Source organism: Pseudomonas sp. LBUM1647 (assembly GCF_059716175.1).
The window spans coordinates 64,939-84,792 of the sequence record NZ_CP166809.1 but is presented as its reverse complement, the minus strand read 5'-3'; the positions used below and the strand labels follow the sequence as shown (position 1 = coordinate 84,792).

At 59.1% G+C, this 19,854-nt stretch carries 20 protein-coding genes; 14 read left to right on the top strand and 6 right to left on the bottom strand.

Annotation, left to right across the window (positions count from 1 at the left end; translation table 11 throughout):
• Nucleotides 1–12 precede the first annotated feature (12 nt).
• The 4 genes from ACA059_RS00400 to ACA059_RS00385 all read left to right on the top strand — a co-directional run bounded on the left by ACA059_RS00400 (nucleotide 13) and on the right by ACA059_RS00385 (nucleotide 4,040).
• Nucleotides 13–252, top strand: coding sequence for a pyocin S6 family toxin immunity protein (locus tag ACA059_RS00400; protein WP_497632275.1), 240 nt, complete (start codon nucleotides 13–15; stop codon nucleotides 250–252).
• 137 nt (nucleotides 253–389) lie between these two features.
• The gene (locus ACA059_RS00395) at nucleotides 390–1,448 is read left to right on the top strand and encodes a PA0069 family radical SAM protein (RefSeq protein WP_497632274.1); all 1,059 of its coding nucleotides are present in this window, start codon (nucleotides 390–392) and stop codon (nucleotides 1,446–1,448) included.
• Nucleotides 1,449–1,691: 243 nt separating this feature from the next.
• Complete coding sequence (locus ACA059_RS00390) at nucleotides 1,692–2,423, top strand: carbonic anhydrase (RefSeq protein WP_033059830.1); 732 nt, start codon at nucleotides 1,692–1,694, stop codon at nucleotides 2,421–2,423.
• A gap of 90 nt (nucleotides 2,424–2,513) precedes the next feature.
• Nucleotides 2,514–4,040, top strand: coding sequence for a SulP family inorganic anion transporter (locus ACA059_RS00385; RefSeq protein WP_497632273.1), 1,527 nt, complete (start codon nucleotides 2,514–2,516; stop codon nucleotides 4,038–4,040).
• 119 nt (nucleotides 4,041–4,159) lie between these two features.
• Here the strand turns inward: ACA059_RS00385 and ACA059_RS00380 are convergent, their stop codons facing one another.
• Nucleotides 4,160–4,810, bottom strand: coding sequence for a hypothetical protein (locus ACA059_RS00380; RefSeq protein WP_497632272.1), 651 nt, complete (start codon nucleotides 4,808–4,810; stop codon nucleotides 4,160–4,162).
• A gap of 371 nt (nucleotides 4,811–5,181) precedes the next feature.
• On the opposite strand from ACA059_RS00380, the gene coxB reads away from it, so the two are divergent.
• The 4 genes from coxB to ACA059_RS00360 all read left to right on the top strand — a co-directional run bounded on the left by coxB (nucleotide 5,182) and on the right by ACA059_RS00360 (nucleotide 9,655).
• The gene (coxB, locus tag ACA059_RS00375; protein WP_497632271.1) at nucleotides 5,182–6,309 is read left to right on the top strand and encodes a cytochrome c oxidase subunit II; all 1,128 of its coding nucleotides are present in this window, start codon (nucleotides 5,182–5,184) and stop codon (nucleotides 6,307–6,309) included.
• An 82-nt stretch (nucleotides 6,310–6,391) separates the two neighbouring features.
• Nucleotides 6,392–7,984 (top strand): cytochrome c oxidase subunit I, encoded by a 1,593-nt coding sequence (gene ctaD, locus ACA059_RS00370; protein ID WP_008152477.1) that lies wholly within the window; start codon nucleotides 6,392–6,394, stop codon nucleotides 7,982–7,984.
• Nucleotides 7,985–8,176: 192 nt separating this feature from the next.
• The gene (locus ACA059_RS00365; RefSeq protein WP_497632270.1) at nucleotides 8,177–8,734 is read left to right on the top strand and encodes a cytochrome c oxidase assembly protein; all 558 of its coding nucleotides are present in this window, start codon (nucleotides 8,177–8,179) and stop codon (nucleotides 8,732–8,734) included.
• A 33-nt stretch (nucleotides 8,735–8,767) separates the two neighbouring features.
• On the top strand, nucleotides 8,768–9,655 hold the full coding sequence (locus tag ACA059_RS00360; RefSeq protein ID WP_497632268.1) for a cytochrome c oxidase subunit 3: 888 nt from the start codon (nucleotides 8,768–8,770) through the stop codon (nucleotides 9,653–9,655).
• A 3-nt stretch (nucleotides 9,656–9,658) separates the two neighbouring features.
• Here the strand turns inward: ACA059_RS00360 and ACA059_RS00355 are convergent, their stop codons facing one another.
• Nucleotides 9,659–9,862 (bottom strand): twin transmembrane helix small protein, encoded by a 204-nt coding sequence (locus ACA059_RS00355; RefSeq protein WP_008152470.1) that lies wholly within the window; start codon nucleotides 9,860–9,862, stop codon nucleotides 9,659–9,661.
• Between the two features lie 70 nt (nucleotides 9,863–9,932).
• Here ACA059_RS00355 and ACA059_RS00350 point away from each other — a divergent pair, with 70 nt between their 5' ends.
• The 5 genes from ACA059_RS00350 to ACA059_RS00330 are packed head-to-tail and all read left to right on the top strand — an operon-like array spanning nucleotide 9,933 to nucleotide 13,856.
• A complete protein-coding gene (locus ACA059_RS00350; protein WP_497632266.1) occupies nucleotides 9,933–10,673 on the top strand; it encodes an SURF1 family protein in 741 nt (246 codons plus the stop codon).
• Complete coding sequence (locus tag ACA059_RS00345) at nucleotides 10,639–11,247, top strand: PA_0111/PP_0108 family redox-active disulfide protein (protein ID WP_150746559.1); 609 nt, start codon at nucleotides 10,639–10,641, stop codon at nucleotides 11,245–11,247. Before ACA059_RS00350 ends, ACA059_RS00345 begins: the two co-directional genes overlap by 35 nt.
• A 10-nt stretch (nucleotides 11,248–11,257) precedes the next feature.
• On the top strand, nucleotides 11,258–12,337 hold the full coding sequence (locus ACA059_RS00340; protein ID WP_123367407.1) for a COX15/CtaA family protein: 1,080 nt from the start codon (nucleotides 11,258–11,260) through the stop codon (nucleotides 12,335–12,337).
• Nucleotides 12,325–13,224, top strand: a complete 900-nt coding sequence (gene cyoE / locus ACA059_RS00335) for a heme o synthase (RefSeq protein WP_140676021.1) — start codon at nucleotides 12,325–12,327, stop codon at nucleotides 13,222–13,224. The genes ACA059_RS00340 and cyoE overlap by 13 nt, the downstream gene beginning before the upstream one ends.
• A complete protein-coding gene (locus ACA059_RS00330) occupies nucleotides 13,221–13,856 on the top strand; it encodes an SCO family protein (RefSeq protein WP_497632265.1) in 636 nt (211 codons plus the stop codon). Before cyoE ends, ACA059_RS00330 begins: the two co-directional genes overlap by 4 nt.
• A 176-nt stretch (nucleotides 13,857–14,032) precedes the next feature.
• Here ACA059_RS00330 and ACA059_RS00325 read toward each other — a convergent pair whose 3' ends face one another.
• The 3 genes from ACA059_RS00325 to ACA059_RS00315 form a co-directional block, all read right to left on the bottom strand.
• Nucleotides 14,033–14,806: a MetQ/NlpA family ABC transporter substrate-binding protein gene (locus ACA059_RS00325; RefSeq protein WP_497632264.1), complete on the bottom strand. Its 774-nt coding sequence runs from the start codon at nucleotides 14,804–14,806 to the stop codon at nucleotides 14,033–14,035.
• A 79-nt stretch (nucleotides 14,807–14,885) separates the two neighbouring features.
• Nucleotides 14,886–15,560, bottom strand: a complete 675-nt coding sequence (locus ACA059_RS00320; RefSeq protein ID WP_033059807.1) for a methionine ABC transporter permease — start codon at nucleotides 15,558–15,560, stop codon at nucleotides 14,886–14,888.
• Nucleotides 15,560–16,567: a methionine ABC transporter ATP-binding protein gene (locus tag ACA059_RS00315; RefSeq protein WP_056738424.1), complete on the bottom strand. Its 1,008-nt coding sequence runs from the start codon at nucleotides 16,565–16,567 to the stop codon at nucleotides 15,560–15,562. The genes ACA059_RS00320 and ACA059_RS00315 overlap by 1 nt, the downstream gene beginning before the upstream one ends.
• Nucleotides 16,568–16,830: 263 nt before the next feature.
• Here ACA059_RS00315 and katE point away from each other — a divergent pair, with 263 nt between their 5' ends.
• A complete protein-coding gene (katE, locus tag ACA059_RS00310) occupies nucleotides 16,831–18,969 on the top strand; it encodes a catalase HPII (RefSeq protein WP_497632263.1) in 2,139 nt (712 codons plus the stop codon).
• 135 nt (nucleotides 18,970–19,104) lie between these two features.
• On the opposite strand, the gene ACA059_RS00305 is transcribed toward katE, so the two are convergent.
• Nucleotides 19,105–19,821 (bottom strand): PA5502 family lipoprotein, encoded by a 717-nt coding sequence (locus ACA059_RS00305; RefSeq protein ID WP_497632262.1) that lies wholly within the window; start codon nucleotides 19,819–19,821, stop codon nucleotides 19,105–19,107.
• Nucleotides 19,822–19,854 lie beyond the last annotated feature (33 nt).

Genomic DNA, 19,854 nt, shown 5'->3' with positions numbered 1-19,854 from the left:
TGAGAGGTATTTATGTATCTGTGCATCACTGGTTTTTTGCCTGACAGTTTTGAAGATAGTTCACTGAAATATGAGCTTGATGTGGATTCAACCTTCAATGACCAAATCGTGCAGCTTCTAGGCCATAAAAGTCTAAACGAAATGGCTAGCGGAGAATGGCTGCTAACAGCGGAGCAGGCTCAGCAAATCGCTTTACTGATCAACCAACCAATTCCAAGCGACCTTGATTTATTCATTGGGGTTGAGGCGTAGTTCTTCTTTTGCCTCCATAAGGGACTTACAGCCGTAACCCTTGAAGTGCTGACATCAAGAATGAGGCGCCGAGCGGTGCTGGCATGGGCATGCAGTGCGATGTACTGTATGCCCATACAGCCACCGAGCGCATTTCAATGTCCACACCTTTGCCACCTCGCGGCCGCGGCACCGCCACCAACCCGCACAACCGCTTCGCGCCGAATCGCTCGGTGGCCGAGGATGACGGCTGGTATCAGGAAGCGCTGATCACCCAAGGCACCGAGGTGCGCATCGAAACGGCGAAAACCATCATCACTCGCAACAACTCGCCGGACTTGCCCTTCGATCGTTCGATCAATCCCTATCGCGGCTGCGAGCACGGTTGCATCTATTGCTACGCGCGGCCCAGCCACGCTTATTGGGACATGTCGCCAGGGCTGGATTTCGAAACCAAACTGATCGCCAAGACCAACGCCGCCGATGTGCTGGAAGAACAACTGTCCAAGCGCGGCTATCAATGCGCGCCGATCAATCTGGGCTCCAACACGGACCCTTATCAGCCGATCGAACGCGAACACAAAATCACCCGCAAAACCCTCGAAGTGCTGCTGCGTTATCGTCACCCGGTGACCATCATTACCAAGGGCTCGCTGATTCTGCGGGATTTGGACCTGCTGGCCGAACTCGCCGAGCAAAGGCTGGTGGCGGTGATGATCAGCCTCACCACCCTGGACGATGAGCTCAAACGCATCCTCGAACCGCGCGCCGCTGCACCCAAGGCTCGGTTGCGGGCGATCCGCGTGATGCGTGAAGCGGGAGTTCCGGTGGGCGTTCTGTGCTCGCCGATGATTCCGATGATCAACGACAGCGAACTCGAAAGCCTGCTCACCGAAGCTCATGCCGCGGGGGCGCAAAGTGCGGCCTACATGATGCTGCGCTTGCCATTGGAAGTCGCGCCGCTGTTCGAAGAATGGCTGGCGGCCCACTATCCTCAGCGTGCCGCTCATGTGTTGAGCCTGATTCGTCAGAGCCGTGGTGGTGAGCTCTATGACAGTCGCTTCGGTGCCAGGATGCGTGGCGAAGGGCCGTTTGCCGATCTGCTGGCGCAACGCTTTGCCAAAACCATCAAACGCCTGGGGCTCAATCGTCGGGAAGGTTTCAATCTGGACTGCGAAGCCTTCTGTCCGCCGGGTCGCCAGATGTCGTTGATTTGAGGACAATTGACCTATGGTTGAGTAGAGTGAAATGCACTTTGCCACTACGCCGGTCACGTTTTTTGTGACCTGGAACACACGTTCTAGAGCGTTTTATTCAGTTTGAGTTAAGTTTCGGCCGCTACCTTGTTCATCGAGTGACTAATGGGTCGAGATTCTCGGCCTGGATGTTTTTTAAACAGCCACTGGCTTCACACCGGACAAAACGGGAAAATCCCCTGACTCCGCCAAAGAGGATGAATCATGAGTGACAAGGATAAACAGCCGTTGGCTGCGTCGGCTTCAGCCCAACCGGAGGCGGAAACCGCCGATGCAGCGCTGCAGCATATCGTTGACGGCTTTTTGCATTTTCATCACGAAGTTTTTCCACAGCAGGAAGAACTCTTCAAAAAACTCGCCACGGCCCAGAGCCCCAGAGCGATGTTCATCGCCTGCGCCGATTCGCGCATCGTTCCTGAGCTGATCACCCAAAGCGCCCCCGGCGACTTGTTCGTGACCCGTAACGTCGGCAACGTTGTGCCGCCTTATGGGCAAATGAACGGCGGTGTTTCCACGGCGATCGAATACGCAGTGCTGGCCCTCGGCGTGCAGCACATCATCATCTGCGGGCACTCCGACTGCGGCGCGATGCGCGCAGTGCTCAACCCGCAAAGCCTGGAAAAAATGCCGACGGTCAAAGCCTGGCTGCGTCATGCCGAAGTGGCAAAAACCATGGTCCAGGAAAACTGCCATTGCGCTGACGAAAACGAAAGCATGCACGTCCTCACCGAGGAGAATGTGATCGCTCAGCTGCAACATTTGCGCACGCACCCGTCGGTAGCCTCGCGCATGGCCAATGGTCAGCTGTTTATCCATGGTTGGATCTACAACATCGAAACCAGCGAAATCAGAGCTTACGACGCGGACAAGGGTTGTTTCCTGCCGCTCGATGGCAGCCATCCGATTCCGGTGGCGACGCCCAAAGCGCGCTTCTAGATCTTCCTAAATCATTGTGTGGTTTAGCCGAGGCTGCTGATCAAGCAGCCTGGCTTCGCCACGCCTGAAGAAAACTTCGGGAGAGTCACCATGCGTGCTGCTCAACTTAAAGCTGTTCTGCCACGGGAGCTGCTGGCGTCCGTGGTTGTATTTCTCGTCGCCCTGCCCTTGTGCATGGGCATCGCCATCGCCTCGGGGCTGCCGCCGTCCAAAGGCTTGATCACCGGGATCATCGGTGGCTTGGTGGTGGGCTGGATTGCCGGTTCGCCACTGCAAGTCAGCGGCCCGGCGGCCGGTTTGGCGGTTCTGGTGTTCGAACTGGTGCGCCAGCACGGTATCGCCATGCTCGGGCCAATCCTGCTGCTGGCCGGTTTTCTGCAGCTGGTGGCCGGGCGTTTGAAACTCGGCTGCTGGTTCCGGGTGACGGCGCCGGCGGTGGTCTACGGCATGCTCGCCGGGATTGGTGTACTGATCGTGTTGTCACAGGTGCATGTGATGCTTGACGCCGTGCCCAAGCCTTCCGGGCTGGATAACCTGGCAGCCTTCCCGGCCGCCGTCGTCCAGGCCTTGCCGTCCTTTGGCTGGCAAGCCGGTTTGCTCGGGCTGTCGACGATTGCGGTGATGTGGCTGTGGGAGAAATTCCGCCCCCATTCCCTGCGCTTCATTCCTGGCGCACTGCTTGGGGTAGGCCTGGCGACCGTCGCCAGCCTGGTGCTCGCCTTGCAGGTCAAACGAGTGGAAGTCCCAGCCAACCTGGCGGAAGCCATCGACTGGCTGAAACCCGCAGATTTACTCAACCTGGCTGATCCGACACTGCTAATTGCCGCATTTGCCGTGGCGTTTATCGCCAGCGCCGAAACCCTGCTCTCGGCCGCCGCGGTGGACCGCATGCACAGCGGCCAGCGCTCAGACTTCGACCGGGAATTGTCGGCTCAAGGCGTCGGCAACATGCTCTGCGGTCTGCTCGGCGCGCTACCGATGACCGGCGTGATCGTGCGCAGTTCGGCCAACGTCCAGGCCGGCGCCACCACGCGACTGTCGGCGATCTTCCATGGCCTGTGGTTACTGGCTTTCGTGTTGCTGCTGTCCAGCGTGCTGCAAAGCATTCCGGTGGCGAGCCTGGCGGGCGTTCTGGTTTACACCGGCTTCAAACTGGTCGACCTCAAGGCCTTTCGCGGTCTGGGCCGTTATGGCCGGATGCCGATGTTTACTTACGCGGCGACCGCTCTGGCAATCATCTTCACCGACCTGCTGACCGGCGTGCTGATCGGCTTCGGCCTGACTCTGGCCAAACTGGCCTGGAAGGCTTCGCGGCTGAAAATCAGCCTGATCGATCTACCCAAGGACGGCGAAATGGAACTGCGATTGATAGGCGCAGCGACTTTTCTCAAGGTGCCGGCGCTGACCCAAGTGCTGGGGACCATTCCGGCGGGCGCGACGGTGCATGTGCCGCTCAATAACCTGAGCTACATCGATCACTCGTGTCTGGAATTGCTGGAGGAATGGGGTCGGGCCAATGCGGCGAAGGGATCAAAACTGTTGATTGAAGCGCGGGGGTTGAAGCGCAGGCTTGAAGGGCGATTGCGGACCACTACCGGAGTAGGTTCAGCCGCGTAGATAACAATGTGGGAGCGGGCTTGCTCGCGAAAGCGGTCAATCATTCAACATTAATGTTGACTGACACGCCACTTTCGCGAGCAAGCCCGCTCCCACAGGGGATTGCGTTGATCTATGGATCAAGCCGCTGGCTGATCCAGCTCCAGCCCTACGCCCAGCTGGCGCGACAGGCACGGCCAGCGCTTCCATGCAGCGCCGGTGTCCGGGCTGTTGAGCTTCTCGCGGTAGGCCTCGACGGACTCCAGCGCGAAACTGTCTTCGTTGAGCATCTCGTCCACAGCGTGATGCACCGCCTCATCCAGTTGATTGGCAAACTCCTCGCCGATCAGTTGGTGGGCAATCAGGTTGGCAACAGTCATGTCCAAGGGGATCAGTGGCTGGCCAAAATGCTTGATGTACAGGTCATTGACCTCTTCGACCAGGCGGTGCGCCAGATAGGCTTCGTCCAGCAGGCTGTCCAGACCGACGTGACCGATCATGATCGCCGGCGGCTGAAGGAAGAACTGCTCGGCGATTTTCAGCACCGGTTTGATCTGTGATTCGATACCCGCTTCCCTGGCGACTTCATTGGCTGCGTCCAGCAGGTCCGGCACTTGCTCTATATACGCGGCCACAAAACGCGTCATCACGCCGTTGGCGTCGACATCCGGCAATTGGATGGCGGAGTGAAGGTGTGGCAGTTGGGTTTCCAGCTGACGAGTCAGCAGGCCGGTTTCGGCTTCGTGTTGTTGGGCTTTTTGGATCTGCTCGCGCAATGCGGCGGTGTTCATGAAAACTCCAGGAAACAAAGGCAATGAAATAGGGAAGACATAACTTAGCTGGCATACGAAAAATGCTAAGACGCATTTGTCATAATTATTTCATCCTTGAGACATCAAAGTTATATCGGTTTGCCACCACTCGTCTGCATCCTTCTCCATTCGTGCCCTGGAACGCAAGTCCCAGCTGTTTCAGATGATTTACGCCATCACGTTGCGAGGTGGCAGTCGCTGTCTATACTCGGGTGGGAATGGAGTTAGCTGATGACACCCGACTGCACACGCAGCAAGGCTCGGCGATTCAAGTTCGTAGTCTGAAAAAGCCGCTCCCTTGCCGCAGGTGAAAGCCGGCGGGATAAAAAGAACGATAAGGGGAACCCGCAATGATGCGACATCCACACGTCTGGATGGGCCTCCTGTTGTGGTCGATTTTCAGTCAGGCACAAGCGGCCTGGACTGTGAATATGGCACCTGGAGCGACTGAAATCAGTCACGCAGTATTTGACCTGCACATGACCATTTTCTGGATCTGTGTAGTGATCGGCATCATCGTCTTCGGCGCCATGTTCTGGTCGATGATTCTCCACCGCCGCTCGACCGGGCAGGTGGCCGCAAAATTTCATGAAAGCACCACCGTTGAAATCCTCTGGACCATCGTGCCCTTCCTGATTTTGGTGGCCATGGCGGTTCCCGCAACCGCAACCCTGATCAAGATGTACGACGCCAGTGAGCCGGATATCGATATCCAGGTCACCGGCTATCAGTGGAAGTGGCACTACAAATACCTGGGCCAGGACGTTGAGTTCTTCAGCAACCTGACCACCCCCGCCGATCAGATCCACAACAAGGAAGCCAAGAGCGAGCACTACTTGCTTGAGGTCGACAAGCCTTTGGTGCTGCCGATCGGCGCCAAGGTGCGCTTCCTGGTGACTTCCGCCGACGTCATCCACTCCTGGTGGGTGCCGGCCTTTGCGGTCAAGCGCGATGCGATTCCGGGGTTCGTCAACGAAGCCTGGACCCGCGTCGACAAGCCCGGCCTCTACCGCGGTCAATGCGCCGAATTGTGCGGCAAGGACCACGGCTTCATGCCGATCGTGGTCGAGGTCAAGGAAAAGGCCGATTACGAAAAATGGCTGGGCGAGCGCAAGGCTGAAGCCCTGCAGCTTAAAGAGCTGACCAGCAAGGAATGGACCCTCGACGAACTCAAAGAGCGTGGCGACAAGGTCTATCACACCACCTGCGTCGCCTGTCACCAGGCCGAAGGTCAGGGCCTGCCGCCGATGTTCCCGGCGCTCAAGGGCTCGAAAATCGCTACCGGACCGATCAAGGATCACTTGGGCATTGTCTTCCACGGCAAGCCCGGCACCGCCATGGCGGCGTTCGGCAAGCAGCTCTCGGAAGTCGATATCGCAGCGGTCGTGACCTACGAACGTAACGCCTGGGGCAACAACAAGGGCGACATGGTCACCCCTAAAGAAGTGCTGGAGCTGAAACAGGCGGAAAGCAAATGACCCGGTCTATTGCGCACGTAAGGAACCAGTCGGGGCATCGCGCCCCGGCCAGCCCAGCCCATCTGTTTGCAGGAGACAGGACATGACTGCTGTAGTCGATGACCATGTTCATACCGGCACCGCCCACGCCCACGGCCCCGCCAAAGGCCTGATGCGCTGGGTGCTGACCACCAACCACAAGGATATCGGCACGCTGTACCTGTGGTTCGCGTTCTCCATGTTCTTGCTCGGTGGCTCGTTCGCGATGGTGATTCGTGCCGAGTTGTTCCAGCCGGGACTGCAAATCGTCCAGCCGGAGTTCTTCAACCAGATGACCACCATGCACGGTCTGGTGATGGTCTTCGGTGCGGTGATGCCGGCCTTCGTCGGCCTCGCCAACTGGATGATCCCGTTGATGATCGGCGCACCGGACATGGCCCTGCCGCGGATGAACAACTTCAGCTTCTGGCTATTGCCGGCGGCGTTCATCCTGCTGGTATCGACCCTGTTCACCCCCGGCGGTGGACCGAACTTCGGCTGGACGTTCTACGCCCCGTTGTCGACGACCTACGCGCCGGAAAGCGTGACCTTCTTCATCTTCGCCATCCACTTGATGGGGATCAGTTCGATCATGGGCGCGATCAACGTGATCGCCACCATCCTCAACCTGCGCGCCCCCGGCATGACGCTGATGAAAATGCCGCTGTTCGTCTGGACCTGGCTGATTACCGCGTTCCTGCTGATCGCGGTGATGCCGGTACTGGCCGGCTGCGTGACGATGATGCTGATGGACATCCACTTCGGCACCAGCTTCTTCAGTGCCGCCGGTGGCGGTGACCCGGTGTTGTTCCAGCACGTGTTCTGGTTCTTCGGTCACCCCGAGGTGTACATCATGATCCTGCCGGCCTTCGGTGCCGTCAGCTCGATCATTCCGGCCTTCTCGCGCAAGCCGCTGTTCGGCTACACCTCGATGGTCTATGCGACGGCGAGTATCGCGTTCCTGTCGTTCATCGTCTGGGCGCACCACATGTTCGTGGTCGGCATTCCGTTGGTGGGCGAGTTGTTCTTCATGTACGCCACGTTGCTGATCGCCGTACCCACCGGGGTCAAGGTGTTCAACTGGGCCAGTACCATGTGGCAAGGTTCGCTGACCTTCGAGACACCTATGCTGTTTGCGGTAGCGTTCGTGATCCTGTTTTCCATCGGCGGTTTCTCCGGGTTGATGCTGGCCATCGCCCCGGCGGACTTCCAGTACCAGGACACCTACTTTGTGGTCGCGCACTTCCACTATGTACTGGTACCGGGGGCGATCTTCGGGATCTTCGCTTCGGCTTACTACTGGATGCCGAAATGGACCGGCCACATGTACGACGAAACCCTTGGCAAGCTGCACTTCTGGCTCTCGTTCATCGGCATGAACATGGCGTTTTTCCCGATGCATTTCGTGGGGCTGGCGGGCATGCCGCGGCGGATTCCCGACTACAACCTGCAGTTCGCCGACTTCAACATGGTGTCGTCGATCGGTGCGTTCATGTTCGGCGCCACACAAATCTTCTTCCTGTTCATCGTGATCAAGACCATCCGTGGTGGCCCGCCAGCACCGGCCAAACCGTGGGATGGGGCCGAAGGCCTGGAATGGAGCATCCCGTCACCGGCGCCGTATCACACCTTCACCACGCCGCCGGAAGTGAAATGAACGCCTCTACCCTGGTGAGTACTGGCCATGCCTTTGTGGCGAGGGGGTTTACCCCCGTTGGGTCGCGAAGCGGCCCCAAAACCTGTGACCGTGATGTATCAGGCATACCGCAAGCGCTGGTTTTACGACTGCTTCGCAGCCGAACGGGGGTAAACCCCCTCGCCACAGGGTTTTGCACAGAGGTTAAGCACCGTGGCTGACTCGATTTCGTTGAAGAAGCTGGTCACGCGCCTGTTGCTGGTGGTGGTGGCGATGTTTGTCTTCGGGTTTGCCCTGGTGCCGATCTACGACGTGATGTGCAAGGCGTTCGGCATCAACGGCAAGACCGGCGGACAGTATGAGGGCGAACAAACGGTCGACAACTCGCGGCAGGTTCGCGTGCAGTTTCTGTCGACCAATGCCGCCGACATGTCCTGGGATTTTTATCCTAAAAGTGACGAACTGACCGCCAACCCGGGAGCGGTGAACGAGATGATTTTCATCGCCCATAACCCGACCGATCGCCCGATGAGCGCCCAGGCAGTTCCGAGCATCGCGCCCAGCGCCGCGGCGGCGTACTTCCACAAGACCGAATGTTTCTGCTTTACCCAGCAAGTGCTGCAGCCCGGTCAACGGATCGAGATGCCGGTACGTTTCATCGTTGACCGTGACATGCCCAAGGATGTGAAGCACCTGACGCTGTCTTACACGCTGTTCGATATCACCGCACGTCATCCACCCGCGGCTGTTGCTGCAAACACCGGTGGCTAGGCGTTAAAGCGTGCCCGATAAGGAGAACAATAAATGGCAACTCATGAACACTATTACGTTCCGGCCCAGAGCAAATGGCCGATCATTGCCACGGTCGGTATGTTCGTCACCGTGTTCGGCCTGGCCACCTGGTTCAACGACCTGAAGGCGGCGCGGCCGGAGTCCCACGGCCCGCTGATCTTTTTCGTCGGTGGCCTGCTGGTGGCCTACATGCTGTTCGGCTGGTTCGGTACGGTGATCAAGGAAAGCCGCCAGGGGTTGTACAGCGCACAGATGGATCGCTCGTTCCGCTGGGGCATGAGCTGGTTCATCTTCTCGGAGGTGATGTTCTTCATCGCGTTCTTCGGCGCGCTGTTTTATGTGAGAACTATTTCCGGCCCGGCGCTCGGGGGTGAAGGGGTCAAAGGCATCGCTCATATGCTTTGGCCGAACTTCCAGTTCACCTGGCCATTGCTGCATACCCCTGACCCGAAACTCTTTCCGCCACCCAAGGAAGTCATCAGCCCCTGGGGCCTGCCGCTGCTCAATACCGTTCTGCTGGTGAGTTCCAGCGTCACCGTGACCATCGCTCACCACGCCTTGAAAAAGGGCCATCGCGGCGCGCTGAAAATCTGGCTGGCGCTCACCGTGTTACTGGGCTGCGCGTTCCTTGGTTTTCAGGCCGAAGAATACATACACGCCTACCACGAACTGGGCCTGACGCTCGGTTCGGGCATCTACGGCGCGACCTTCTTCATGCTCACCGGTTTCCACGGCGCCCACGTGACCATCGGCACCATCATCCTGTTTGTGATGCTGATGCGGGTCATGCGCGGGCACTTCGACGCCGACCACCAGTTCGCGTTTGAAGCGGCGAGCTGGTACTGGCACTTCGTGGACGTGGTGTGGATCGGTCTGTTCGTTTTCGTCTACGTGCTCTGAGGCTCACCAAGGTACGTGCGACACCAACTGGCCGCTGAAAAAACCCCAGGCAATCAAGCCGACGGTAATAGCGGCCAACGCGACACGAACACTCAAGGCAATGACGAGGCGGTTCGAGCTGCTGTCGTCCTTGACCAAAAAAAACAGGCCGCTGAACAGGCTGACAACCGTGGCAATCAGCATCAGGACGATGGCTGCTTTGAGCATGGTGAAACTCCGGGGGAAAGGCGATGCACTTGAGTATAGCTATCGCGACTACCGACTTTCTGGCGACGCCATGAAGCGTTTCCGGCCGGGCATCGTGCCGACCCTGGTGGTCGCAGTGTTGTTGCCCATGCTGGTGTCACTCGGGTTCTGGCAATTGAGCCGGGGCGCAGAGAAAAGCGCGCTGCTGCAAAGCTACACCGAGCGCCGTGCCGCCGAACCGATGGCCAGCACCGAGCTGCAACACACCGCAGATCCGGCCTTCCGCCGGGTTCACCTGCACGGCCAGTTCGATGCCGCCCACAGCCTGTTGCTGGATAACCGTCAGCGCGACGGCAAGGTTGGTGTCGAACTGCTGCAACCGTTTCAGGATCAGGCGACCGGGCTCTGGCTGCTGGTCAATCGCGGCTGGCTGCCGTGGCCGGATCGCCGCACCCCACCGCAATTCGCCACACCGACTCAGGCCTTGAGTCTCGTTGCCTGGGTCTACGTCTCCCCCGGCGCCGCCTTCCAACTGCACGCCGACCCGAAGACCACCACGTGGCCACAACTGGTTACCGCAGTTGAACCAGCCAAGCTCTGGACGGCGCTGGATCGCGAAGGTTTTGCCTACGAATTACGCGCAGAAAGCGGTCCCGCGACTTACCAGGCTGACTGGCCGGTAGTCGCCATGGGACCGGAAAAACACCTGGCTTATGCCGTGCAGTGGTTCGCCATGTCGATCGCCCTGTTCGGCCTTTATCTCTATCTCGGCTGGCACAACGCAAAGGAGAAACACCATGGGAGCGGCCATGAATCCACCCAGCATGTCTGAGGCGAAAACGCCGGCGAGTCGGCGTAAAGGCCGCTTGCAGTTGCTGCTGATCCTGCTTGGGGTGATCGGTCCGATGATCCTCGCCACCGGCATGTACAAATTGCAGTTCTGGGTGCCGGAAGGTCGCAGCTATCACGGCGAACTGATCGGCAACGGCCAGACCCGCGCCGACCTCGGCGTGCAGGCGCAGGAGGATCGTTGGCAGATACTGGTGACCGCGCCCAAGGATTGCTCGGTGGACTGCCAGCAACTGGTGTACCTGGCGCGGCAAATCCAGATCGGCCTCGGCCGTGATGCCGGGCGCGCCAGCCATGCCTTGGCCGCGGCACAACCGCTGAGCAGTGAATACGACGCCAAGCTGACGCGCGAGTATCCTCAATTGCAACGGTATCCCCTGGACCTTGCCACCTTCAGTACCTTCAACAAAACCGCCGGCACCGGGGACAAGACCGCACCACAGCTGTGGATCATCGACCCTCACGGCAATCTGGTGCTGCGCTACGACCCGACGGTGAAGGGTAAAGATTTGCTCAACGACCTGCGCCATCTGCTGAAACTGTCGAACATCGGATAAGGGCATCGTCATGGCCAAACCTGGATTTCGCCTCGCGCTGTTTGCCACCTTGCTGGCACTGATTGTGGTGTTGCTCGGCGCCTATACCCGCCTGACCCACGCCGGCCTCGGCTGCCCGGACTGGCCGGGTTGCTATGGCTTTATCAGCGTGCCGAAAAGCGAAGTTCAATTGGCCCACGCCGAACTGCATTTTCCCGACGCTCCCGTCGAAGCCCATAAGGGCTGGAACGAGATGGTTCATCGCTACTTCGCCGGCACGCTGGGGCTGCTGATCTCGGTATTGGCCGGCCGCGCCTGGGTTCATCGTCGTCATCCAGGGCAGCCGGTGAAGTTGCCGTTGTTCCTGCTGGCCGTGGTGATTGCCCAAGCGGCATTCGGCATGTGGACGGTAACGCTCAAGCTCTGGCCACAAGTGGTCACCGGGCATTTGCTCGGTGGCTTTGCGACGTTGAGCCTGCTGTTTTTGCTGACATTGCGATTGTCCGGCGTGTTGCCGGCGCTGACCGTGCCACGGCGTTTGCAGTACTGGGCGACCGCCGGGTTGCTGCTGGTGATCCTGCAAATTGCCTTGGGTGGATGGGTCAGTTCCAACTACGCGGCGGTGGCCTGTATCGACTTCCCGACCTGTCATGGGCAATGGCTGCCGCCCGCGGACTTCGCCAACGGTTTTCACCTGACTCAACACATCGGCCCCAATTACCTCGGCGGGCAACTGGACAGCGATGCCCGCACCGCGATTCATCTGACTCACCGCATCGGCGCATTGCTGGTGACCCTGGTGTTGCTGGGGCTGGCCTGGCAACTGAAGGTGGTCGGCATGACGCGCTTGGCCGGGCTGGTACTGATCGCACTCGCCGCGCAGATCACCCTCGGCATCAGCAATGTGCTGTTCCACTTGCCACTGCCAGTGGCCGTCGCGCATAACGCGGGCGGCGCGGCGCTGTTGCTGACGATGGTGCTGGTCAATTATCACGCGCGAACCAGTCTGGTTCGGGTCAAGCAGCAACCCCCTGCGCGCTGGCGGTTCAGCCCGCGCAAACATTCAGCCGGGCCCATAACAATAAAAGGAGAGATGCCATGGCGACTCTGATCGGCGCACGTCACAGTCAGGCGATCTGGCGTGACTACCTGGAGCTGACCAAGCCGAAAGTGGTGGTGCTGATGCTCATCACCTCGCTGGTCGGCATGTTCCTCGCGACCCGCGCCGGGGTGCCGTGGACGGTGCTGGTGTTCGGCAATCTGGGGATCGCCTTGTGTGCCGGTGGCGCGGCAGCCGTTAATCATGTGGTGGATCGACGCATCGATGCGGTCATGGCCCGCACGCACAAACGTCCCTTGGCCGAAGGTCGAGTGTCACCGGCGGCTGCGCTGACGTTTGCCTTGGTATTGGCGGTGCTTGGGCAAGCCGTGCTGCTGGCCTTCACCAACCCACTGACGGCTTGGCTGACCCTGGCCTCGCTGCTCGGCTATGCGGTGGTCTACACCGGTTTCCTGAAACGCGCGACGCCGCAAAATATCGTCATCGGAGGCCTGGCCGGCGCCGCCCCGCCGCTGCTCGGCTGGACCGCCGCCACTGGGCATGTCAGCGCCGAACCACTGTTGCTGGTGCTGATCATCTTCGCCTGGACCCCGCCGCACTTCTGGGCCCTGGCCATTCACCGCAAAGAAGAATACGCCAAGGCCGACATTCCGATGCTGCCGGTGACCCATGGCGAGCACTACACCAAGGTCCACATTCTGCTTTATACCTTTGCGCTGCTGGCCGTGAGCCTGATGCCGTACGTGATCCACATGAGCGGCGTGCTCTACCTGATTTGCGCGCTGGGACTGGGCGCGAGGTTTCTGCAATGGGCCGTGGTGCTGTACCGTGGCACTCGGCCGCACGCGGCGATCAACACGTTCAAGTACTCTATTTATTACTTGTTCCTGCTGTTTATCGCGCTGCTCGTAGACCACTACTTACTGTTGAACCTATGACTCGAACCCAGAAAACCGTCTTCATCCTCGTTGCCCTGATCGCGCTGGTCCTGGGCCTGACCATCAACAAAGTGCTGTCCGGCAAAGGCCAGGGCGACCCGACGGCATTGATCGACGCCGGGATCATCCTGTTGCCGCAAAGCCGTAACCTGCCGGATGTGACGATGACCGATCAGGACGGCAAGCCAGTGGCGGTCAACGAGCTGAAAGACAAATGGTCGCTGCTGTTCTTCGGCTACACCTTCTGCCCGGACATCTGCCCGACCACCCTCGCCCAGCTGCGCCAGATCAAAAGCGAACTACCGCCGGAAGCGGTGGATAAGTTGCAGATCATTCTGGTCAGCGTCGACCCGAATCGCGATACGCCCCAGCAGCTCAAGCAATACCTGGGCTACTTCGATCCGCAGTTCCAAGGGCTGACGGCTTCGTCGGTTGAAGACATTCAGAAACTGGCCAACGCGGTGAGTATTCCGTTCATTCCGGCGGACACCAGCAAGCCGAACTACACCGTTGACCACAGCGGTAACCTGGCGGTGATCGGGCCGGACGGGACGCAACGTGGGTTCATTCGGGCACCGTTAAACAACGTGAAATTGGTGGCACAGTTGCCGGTGATGCTTAACCGCAAATAAATAAACACCGCATAACCCCTGTGGGAGCGAGCCTGCTCGCGAAGAGGCCATCACATTCAACATCACTGTTGGCTGATAGACCGCTTTCGCGAGCAGGCTCGCTCCCACAGGGACGGTGTTTCAGGCGTAAAAAAGGGGCGCATTCAATGCGCCCCTTTTTTCGTTGCTTCAGGTGATCAGAACGCCGGCAATACCGCGCCTTTGTACTTCTCGAGGATGAAGGCTTTCACTTCCGGGCTGTGCAGGGCAGCAATCAGCTTCTTCATCGCTTCGCTGTCCTTGTCGTCCGGACGGGCAACGAGGATGTTCACATAAGGCGAGTCGTTGCCTTCGATGACCAGCGCGTCCTTGGACGGATCAAGCTTGGCTTCCAGCGCATAGTTAGTGTTGATCAGTGCCAGGTCGACCTGGGTCAGCACGCGCGGGATCGTCGCGGCTTCCAGTTCACGGAATTTCAGGTCCTTGGAATTCTCGGTGATGTCCTTGACGGTCGCGAGGATGTTGTTCGAATCCTTCAGCTTGATCAGGCCAGCCTTCGCCAGCAGCAACAGCGCACGGCCGCCGTTGGTGGCGTCGTTCGGGATCACCACGTTGGCGCCGCCTGGCAGTTCGGTCAGTGCTTTGTACTTGCTGGAGTAAGCGCCCAGCGGTTCCAGGTGCACGCCGGCAACGGCCACCAGGTTGGTGCCCTTGGCCTTGTTGAATTCATCGAGGTACGGCTGGTGCTGGAAGAAGTTGGCGTCCAGACGTTTTTCGGCCACCTGCACGTTCGGCTGGATGTAGTCGGTGAAGACTTTGACCTTCAGGTCCACGCCTTCTTTGGCCAGGACCGGTTTCACGAATTCGAGGATTTCTGCGTGCGGAACCGGGGTAGCCGCGACGGTCAGGGTTTCATCAGCCTGAGCAGAGAACGCTGCAACGGCTGCGAGCGCTACGAGTAGTTTTTTCATTCAGCTAACTCCTTGTGAGGCGCCTGAATTCGGCGCCTGCCAGCGAATGGCCGGCTCATGTCTTATTTACGTGAACGCTTTATTTTCTGGAGAAATGGACTACCAACTTGTCGCCAACGGTTTGCAGAACCTGAACGATCACCAGCAGCAACATCACCGTCACGACCATCACATCAGGCTGGAAACGCTGGTAACCGAAACGGATCGCCAGGTCGCCCAAACCACCCGCGCCGACCACACCCGCCATCGCCGTGTAGGACACCAGTGTAATGGCTGTCACTGTAATCGCGGCGAAGATGCCCGGGCGGGCTTCCGGCAGCAAGGCATTGGTGATGATCTGCCGTGTCGTCGCGCCCATGGCCTGGGTCGCCTCGATGATGCCGCGATCCACTTCACGCAGGGCGGTTTCCACCAGTCGTGCGAAGAATGGCGTAGCGCCCACCACCAGCGGTGGAATCGCACCGGCGACACCGAGGGACGTACCGGTGATCAACACCGTGAACGGAATCATCACGATCAGCAGAATGATGAACGGCAGCGAACGCAGGATGTTCACCACCAGCGACAGCATCGCGTAGACGCCTTTGGCTTCCAGCAACTGACGCGGACTACAGAGGAACAACAGCACGCCCAGGGGCAGACCGAGCAAAACGGTGAACAACAGCGAACCGAAGAGCATCAGAAAGGTGTCGCCGGTGGCCAGCCAGATTTCGAACCAGTCGATATTGACGAAGAAACTTGTCAGGACTTCCATCAGCGCAGCACCTCCATGTGGACGTCAGCTGCGGTGAAGTGGGCGAACGCCGCCTCCATGTCGCCACCGGTAACGGCCAGGGTCAACTGCCCGTAGGGCACGTCTTTGATGCGGTCGATACGACCGGCCAGGATGCTGTAGTCCACACCCGTTTCCCGGGCGACGGTACCCAGCAATGGCGCGTAGGTCGCTTCGCCCTGGAAGGTCAGACGCACGATACGCCCTGGAACGTGAGCGAAGTCGTCGCGCTGTTCGCTTTCGTCGATCTGTTCGTCTTCTTGCACGAAGCGCTTGGTGGTCGGGTGCTTCGGATGCAGGAACACCTCGGCCACCGAACCTTGCTCGACGATCACGCCAGCGTCCATCACTGCGACCTGGTCGCAGACCCGGCGGATCACGTCCATCTCGTGGGTAATCAACACGATGGTCAGCTTCAGTTCGCGATTGATCTCGGCCAGCAATTGCAGGACCGACGCCGTGGTCTGCGGGTCCAGTGCGCTGGTGGCTTCGTCGCACAGCAGGATTTTCGGCTTGGTCGCCAGGGCGCGGGCGATGCCGACACGCTGCTTCTGGCCACCAGACAATTGCGCCGGGTACTTTTTGGCGTGGTCAGACAGACCGACCCGCTTCAGCAATTCGGCCACACGCCGGTCAATCTCACTGCGGGACAGCTCACCGGCCAGGGTCAGTGGCAGCGCGACGTTGTCGGCCACGGTCTTGGACGCCAGCAAATTGAAGTGCTGGAAAATCATCCCGACCTGCTGACGGAAGCGCCGCAGGCTGTTGGCGTCGAGCGCGGTGACTTCTTCGCCGTCGACGAATATCTTGCCGCCACTGGACTCTTCCAGCCGATTGATCAGACGCAGCAGGGTACTTTTTCCCGCACCGGAATGGCCGATCAGACCGAAGACCTGACCGTTCTCAATCGTCAGACTGGTCGGATGCAGGGCGGGAATATCCTTACCGGCGACGCGGTAAGTTTTGTGGACGTTTTGAAACTCGATCACGTAGCGAACCTTGTGGGGCGCGTTGGAAAAGGATCAGCGGTTAGCCGGGCGCGCATTTTAGCCTGTCCGTATAGAGGTTATTAGCATTTATTCCGCATTCAACCTTCCATTTGGCAATAACGCGATCAAAGGTTAGAAAAAAGGAACGGCGCAAAACGTCATCAGTCACTAATTAGGCAACTCGAAAACGCCCCCGGTCCGTGCCTGGGGTATTGCTCAAGAGTCCTGGCTACGGCGGGAATCGCAACGAGGAGTTTTGTCTGATGAGTACTAAAAAGCCTGCCGCATCCAAAAGCGCATTGGCCGGGACCGATACCCCCGACCGCAGTAACACCAATGCCAAGCTCGACAGCCTGGAGCAATTTCGCTCCGACGCCACTGAACAGGCCCTGCGCACCAACCAGGGCGTGAAAGTCTCGGACAACCAGAACACATTGAAGGTCGGCGCCCGCGGGCCATCGTTGCTGGAAGACTTCATCATGCGTGAAAAGATCACGCACTTTGACCATGAACGCATTCCCGAGCGCATCGTCCACGCCCGCGGCACCGGTGCCCACGGCTACTTCCAGAGCTATGAAACTCATTCCGTGCTGACCAAGGCCGGGTTCCTACAAGACCCAAGTCAAAAAACCCCGGTCTTCGTCCGCTTCTCCACGGTGCAGGGCCCTCGCGGGTCGGGCGATACCGTGCGGGACGTACGAGGTTTCGCGGTGAAGTTTTTCACCGACGAAGGCAACTTCGACCTGGTGGGCAACAACATGCCGGTGTTTTTCATTCAGGATGCGATCAAATTTCCTGACTTCGTGCATGCGGTGAAACCCGAGCCGCACAATGAGATACCCACCGGCGGTTCAGCTCACGACACCTTTTGGGATTTTGTCTCTCTGGTACCGGAGTCGGCGCACATGGTGATCTGGACCATGTCCGACCGGGCGATCCCGAAAAGCCTTCGCAGCATGCAAGGCTTTGGCGTGCACACCTTCCGCCTGATCAATGCCGAAGGTAAATCGCGCTTCGTCAAATTCCACTGGCGCCCCACGGCCGGGACCTGTTCGCTGGTGTGGGATGAAGCACAAAAACTCGCCGGTAAAGACACGGATTACCACCGTCGCGATCTCTGGGAGTCGATCGAGATGGGCGACTACCCGCAATGGGAACTGGGCGTACAGATCATCGAGGAGGAGAACGAACATAAATTCGACTTCGACATCCTTGACCCGACCAAGCTGATCCCGGAAGAACTGGTGCCGATCACCCCGCTGGGCAAAATGACCCTCAACCGCAACCCCGATAACTTCTTCGCCGAAACCGAACAGGTTGCCTTCTGCCCTGGGCATATCGTGCCGGGGATCGACTTTTCCAACGATCCATTGCTGCAAGGTCGGCTGTTTTCCTACACCGATACGCAAATCAGCCGACTCGGTGGGCCTAACTTTCACGAGATCCCGATCAACCGCCCGGTGGCACCGTTCCACAATGGTCAACGGGACGCGTTGCATCGCTCCACCATCGACAAGGGCCGCGCGTCCTACGAGCCGAACTCCATTGATAGCGGTTGGCCGAAAGAAACGCCGCCGGCAGCCCAGGATGGCGGCTTCGAAAGTTATCCAGAGCGCATCGACGCCAACAAGATCCGCCAGCGCAGCGAATCCTTCAGCGACCACTTCTCCCAGGCACGCCTGTTTTTCCACAGCATGAGCAAGCACGAGCAGGAGCACATCATCTCGGCTTACAGCTTCGAGCTGGGCAAGGTTGAGCGCGAGTTCATCCGCGCGCGTCAGGTGAATGAGATTCTCGCCAACATCGATCTGGAACTGGCTAGACGCGTGGCGCAGAACCTGGGGTTGCCAGCGCCCAAAGCCGGGACGGTCGAAGTACGCAAAACCTCACTGGATCACTCGCCGGCCCTGAGCCAGGCCAACTTGCTGCCGGCGGATATCAAAACCCGCAAAGTGGCAATCCTGGCAGCCAATGGCGTCGATGGTGCAGCGATTGATGCCATGAAGAAAGCGCTGAAGGCCGAAGGTGCGCACGCCAAACTGCTCGGCCCGACGTCTGCTCCGGTGACCACCGCCGATGGCAAGACGCTGCCGGTCGATGCGTCGATGGAGGGTTCACCTTCAGTGGCGTTCGATGCGGTGTTTGTGCCCGGTGGCGCGGCGTCGATCAAGGCGTTGAGCACTGACGGCGTGGCGCTGCATTACGTGCTGGAGGCGTACAAGCACTTGAAGGCGATTGCGCTGCAGGGCGAGGCCAAACAGTTGCTGGATGTGTTGAAGCTCGAGGCTGATGCGGGGTTGATCGTGGGCGCGGATGCGAAGTTGATCAAACCGTTTTTTGCCGCGATCGGGCAGCATCGGGTGTGGGACAGGGAGCCTAAGGCCAAGGCGATTCCGGCTTAAGGGCTGTCAGAAAATGCTGTAGTGATTGCGAGAATGCCTTCGCGGGCAAGCCCGCTCCCACAGGGTTCTGGGTTGGTCACAATATTTGTGATCTGCCCCTTATCCACTGTGGGAGCGGGCTTGCCCGCGAAGCTTTTAGGGTTTACGCGGGCTCAAGACCATCTGCGCAGGAATGTTACGCAGGATCTGTTTTTCCAGGTTCAGATCAAAATCCGAATCGAGCTTCTTCACTCGCTTGGTCAGCAACGTGGTCAACCAAGGGAAGTCCTGGGTGCGTGGCGCCTGAATGCTCACGTCGCACTGGTAATTCACCACATCGGCGGCGATCGCATCCAGTTGACGACGAAGCTTGGTCATATCAGTCAGGTTCAACGCAACCGTGGTACTTTCAGCCGTTGGATCAATGACCTTGGCCTGTGGCTTGGCTTCGGCAGCCATGAGCGCAGCTTCGGCTCTATCCAGTTCGGCTTTGCGGGCATCAACGATGGCATTGTTGACCCCGCCAGTCAGCGCCGGAGCCTTGGGCATCAACGACCGGGCGCGGCTCAGCGCCGTAGCAGCGGCATTCACATCGCCCTTTTGCAGCACGATCTGACTGCGGCGCAGATAGGCTTCGGCCAGTTGCCGCTGGTATTGCTCAAGGGATTGATCATTCGGCGACTCGGCCTGCAAGGCAGCCAGCTGATCTTCGGCAGTCGCCAGTTCGCTGCTGGCTAGGCTTTGTTGCAGCTGCGCGATCGCCGTGGCCCGTGCACCGGTAGCCTCGGTGGCCGCCGGTGGCGTGCTTTGGCAAGCGCCCAGTAGCAGCGAAAATGCGACAAGGAGCAGATAACGGGAGGCTAACAGCTTCATTCCTGCGACTCTCTATTTGCGCAAAAAACGAGC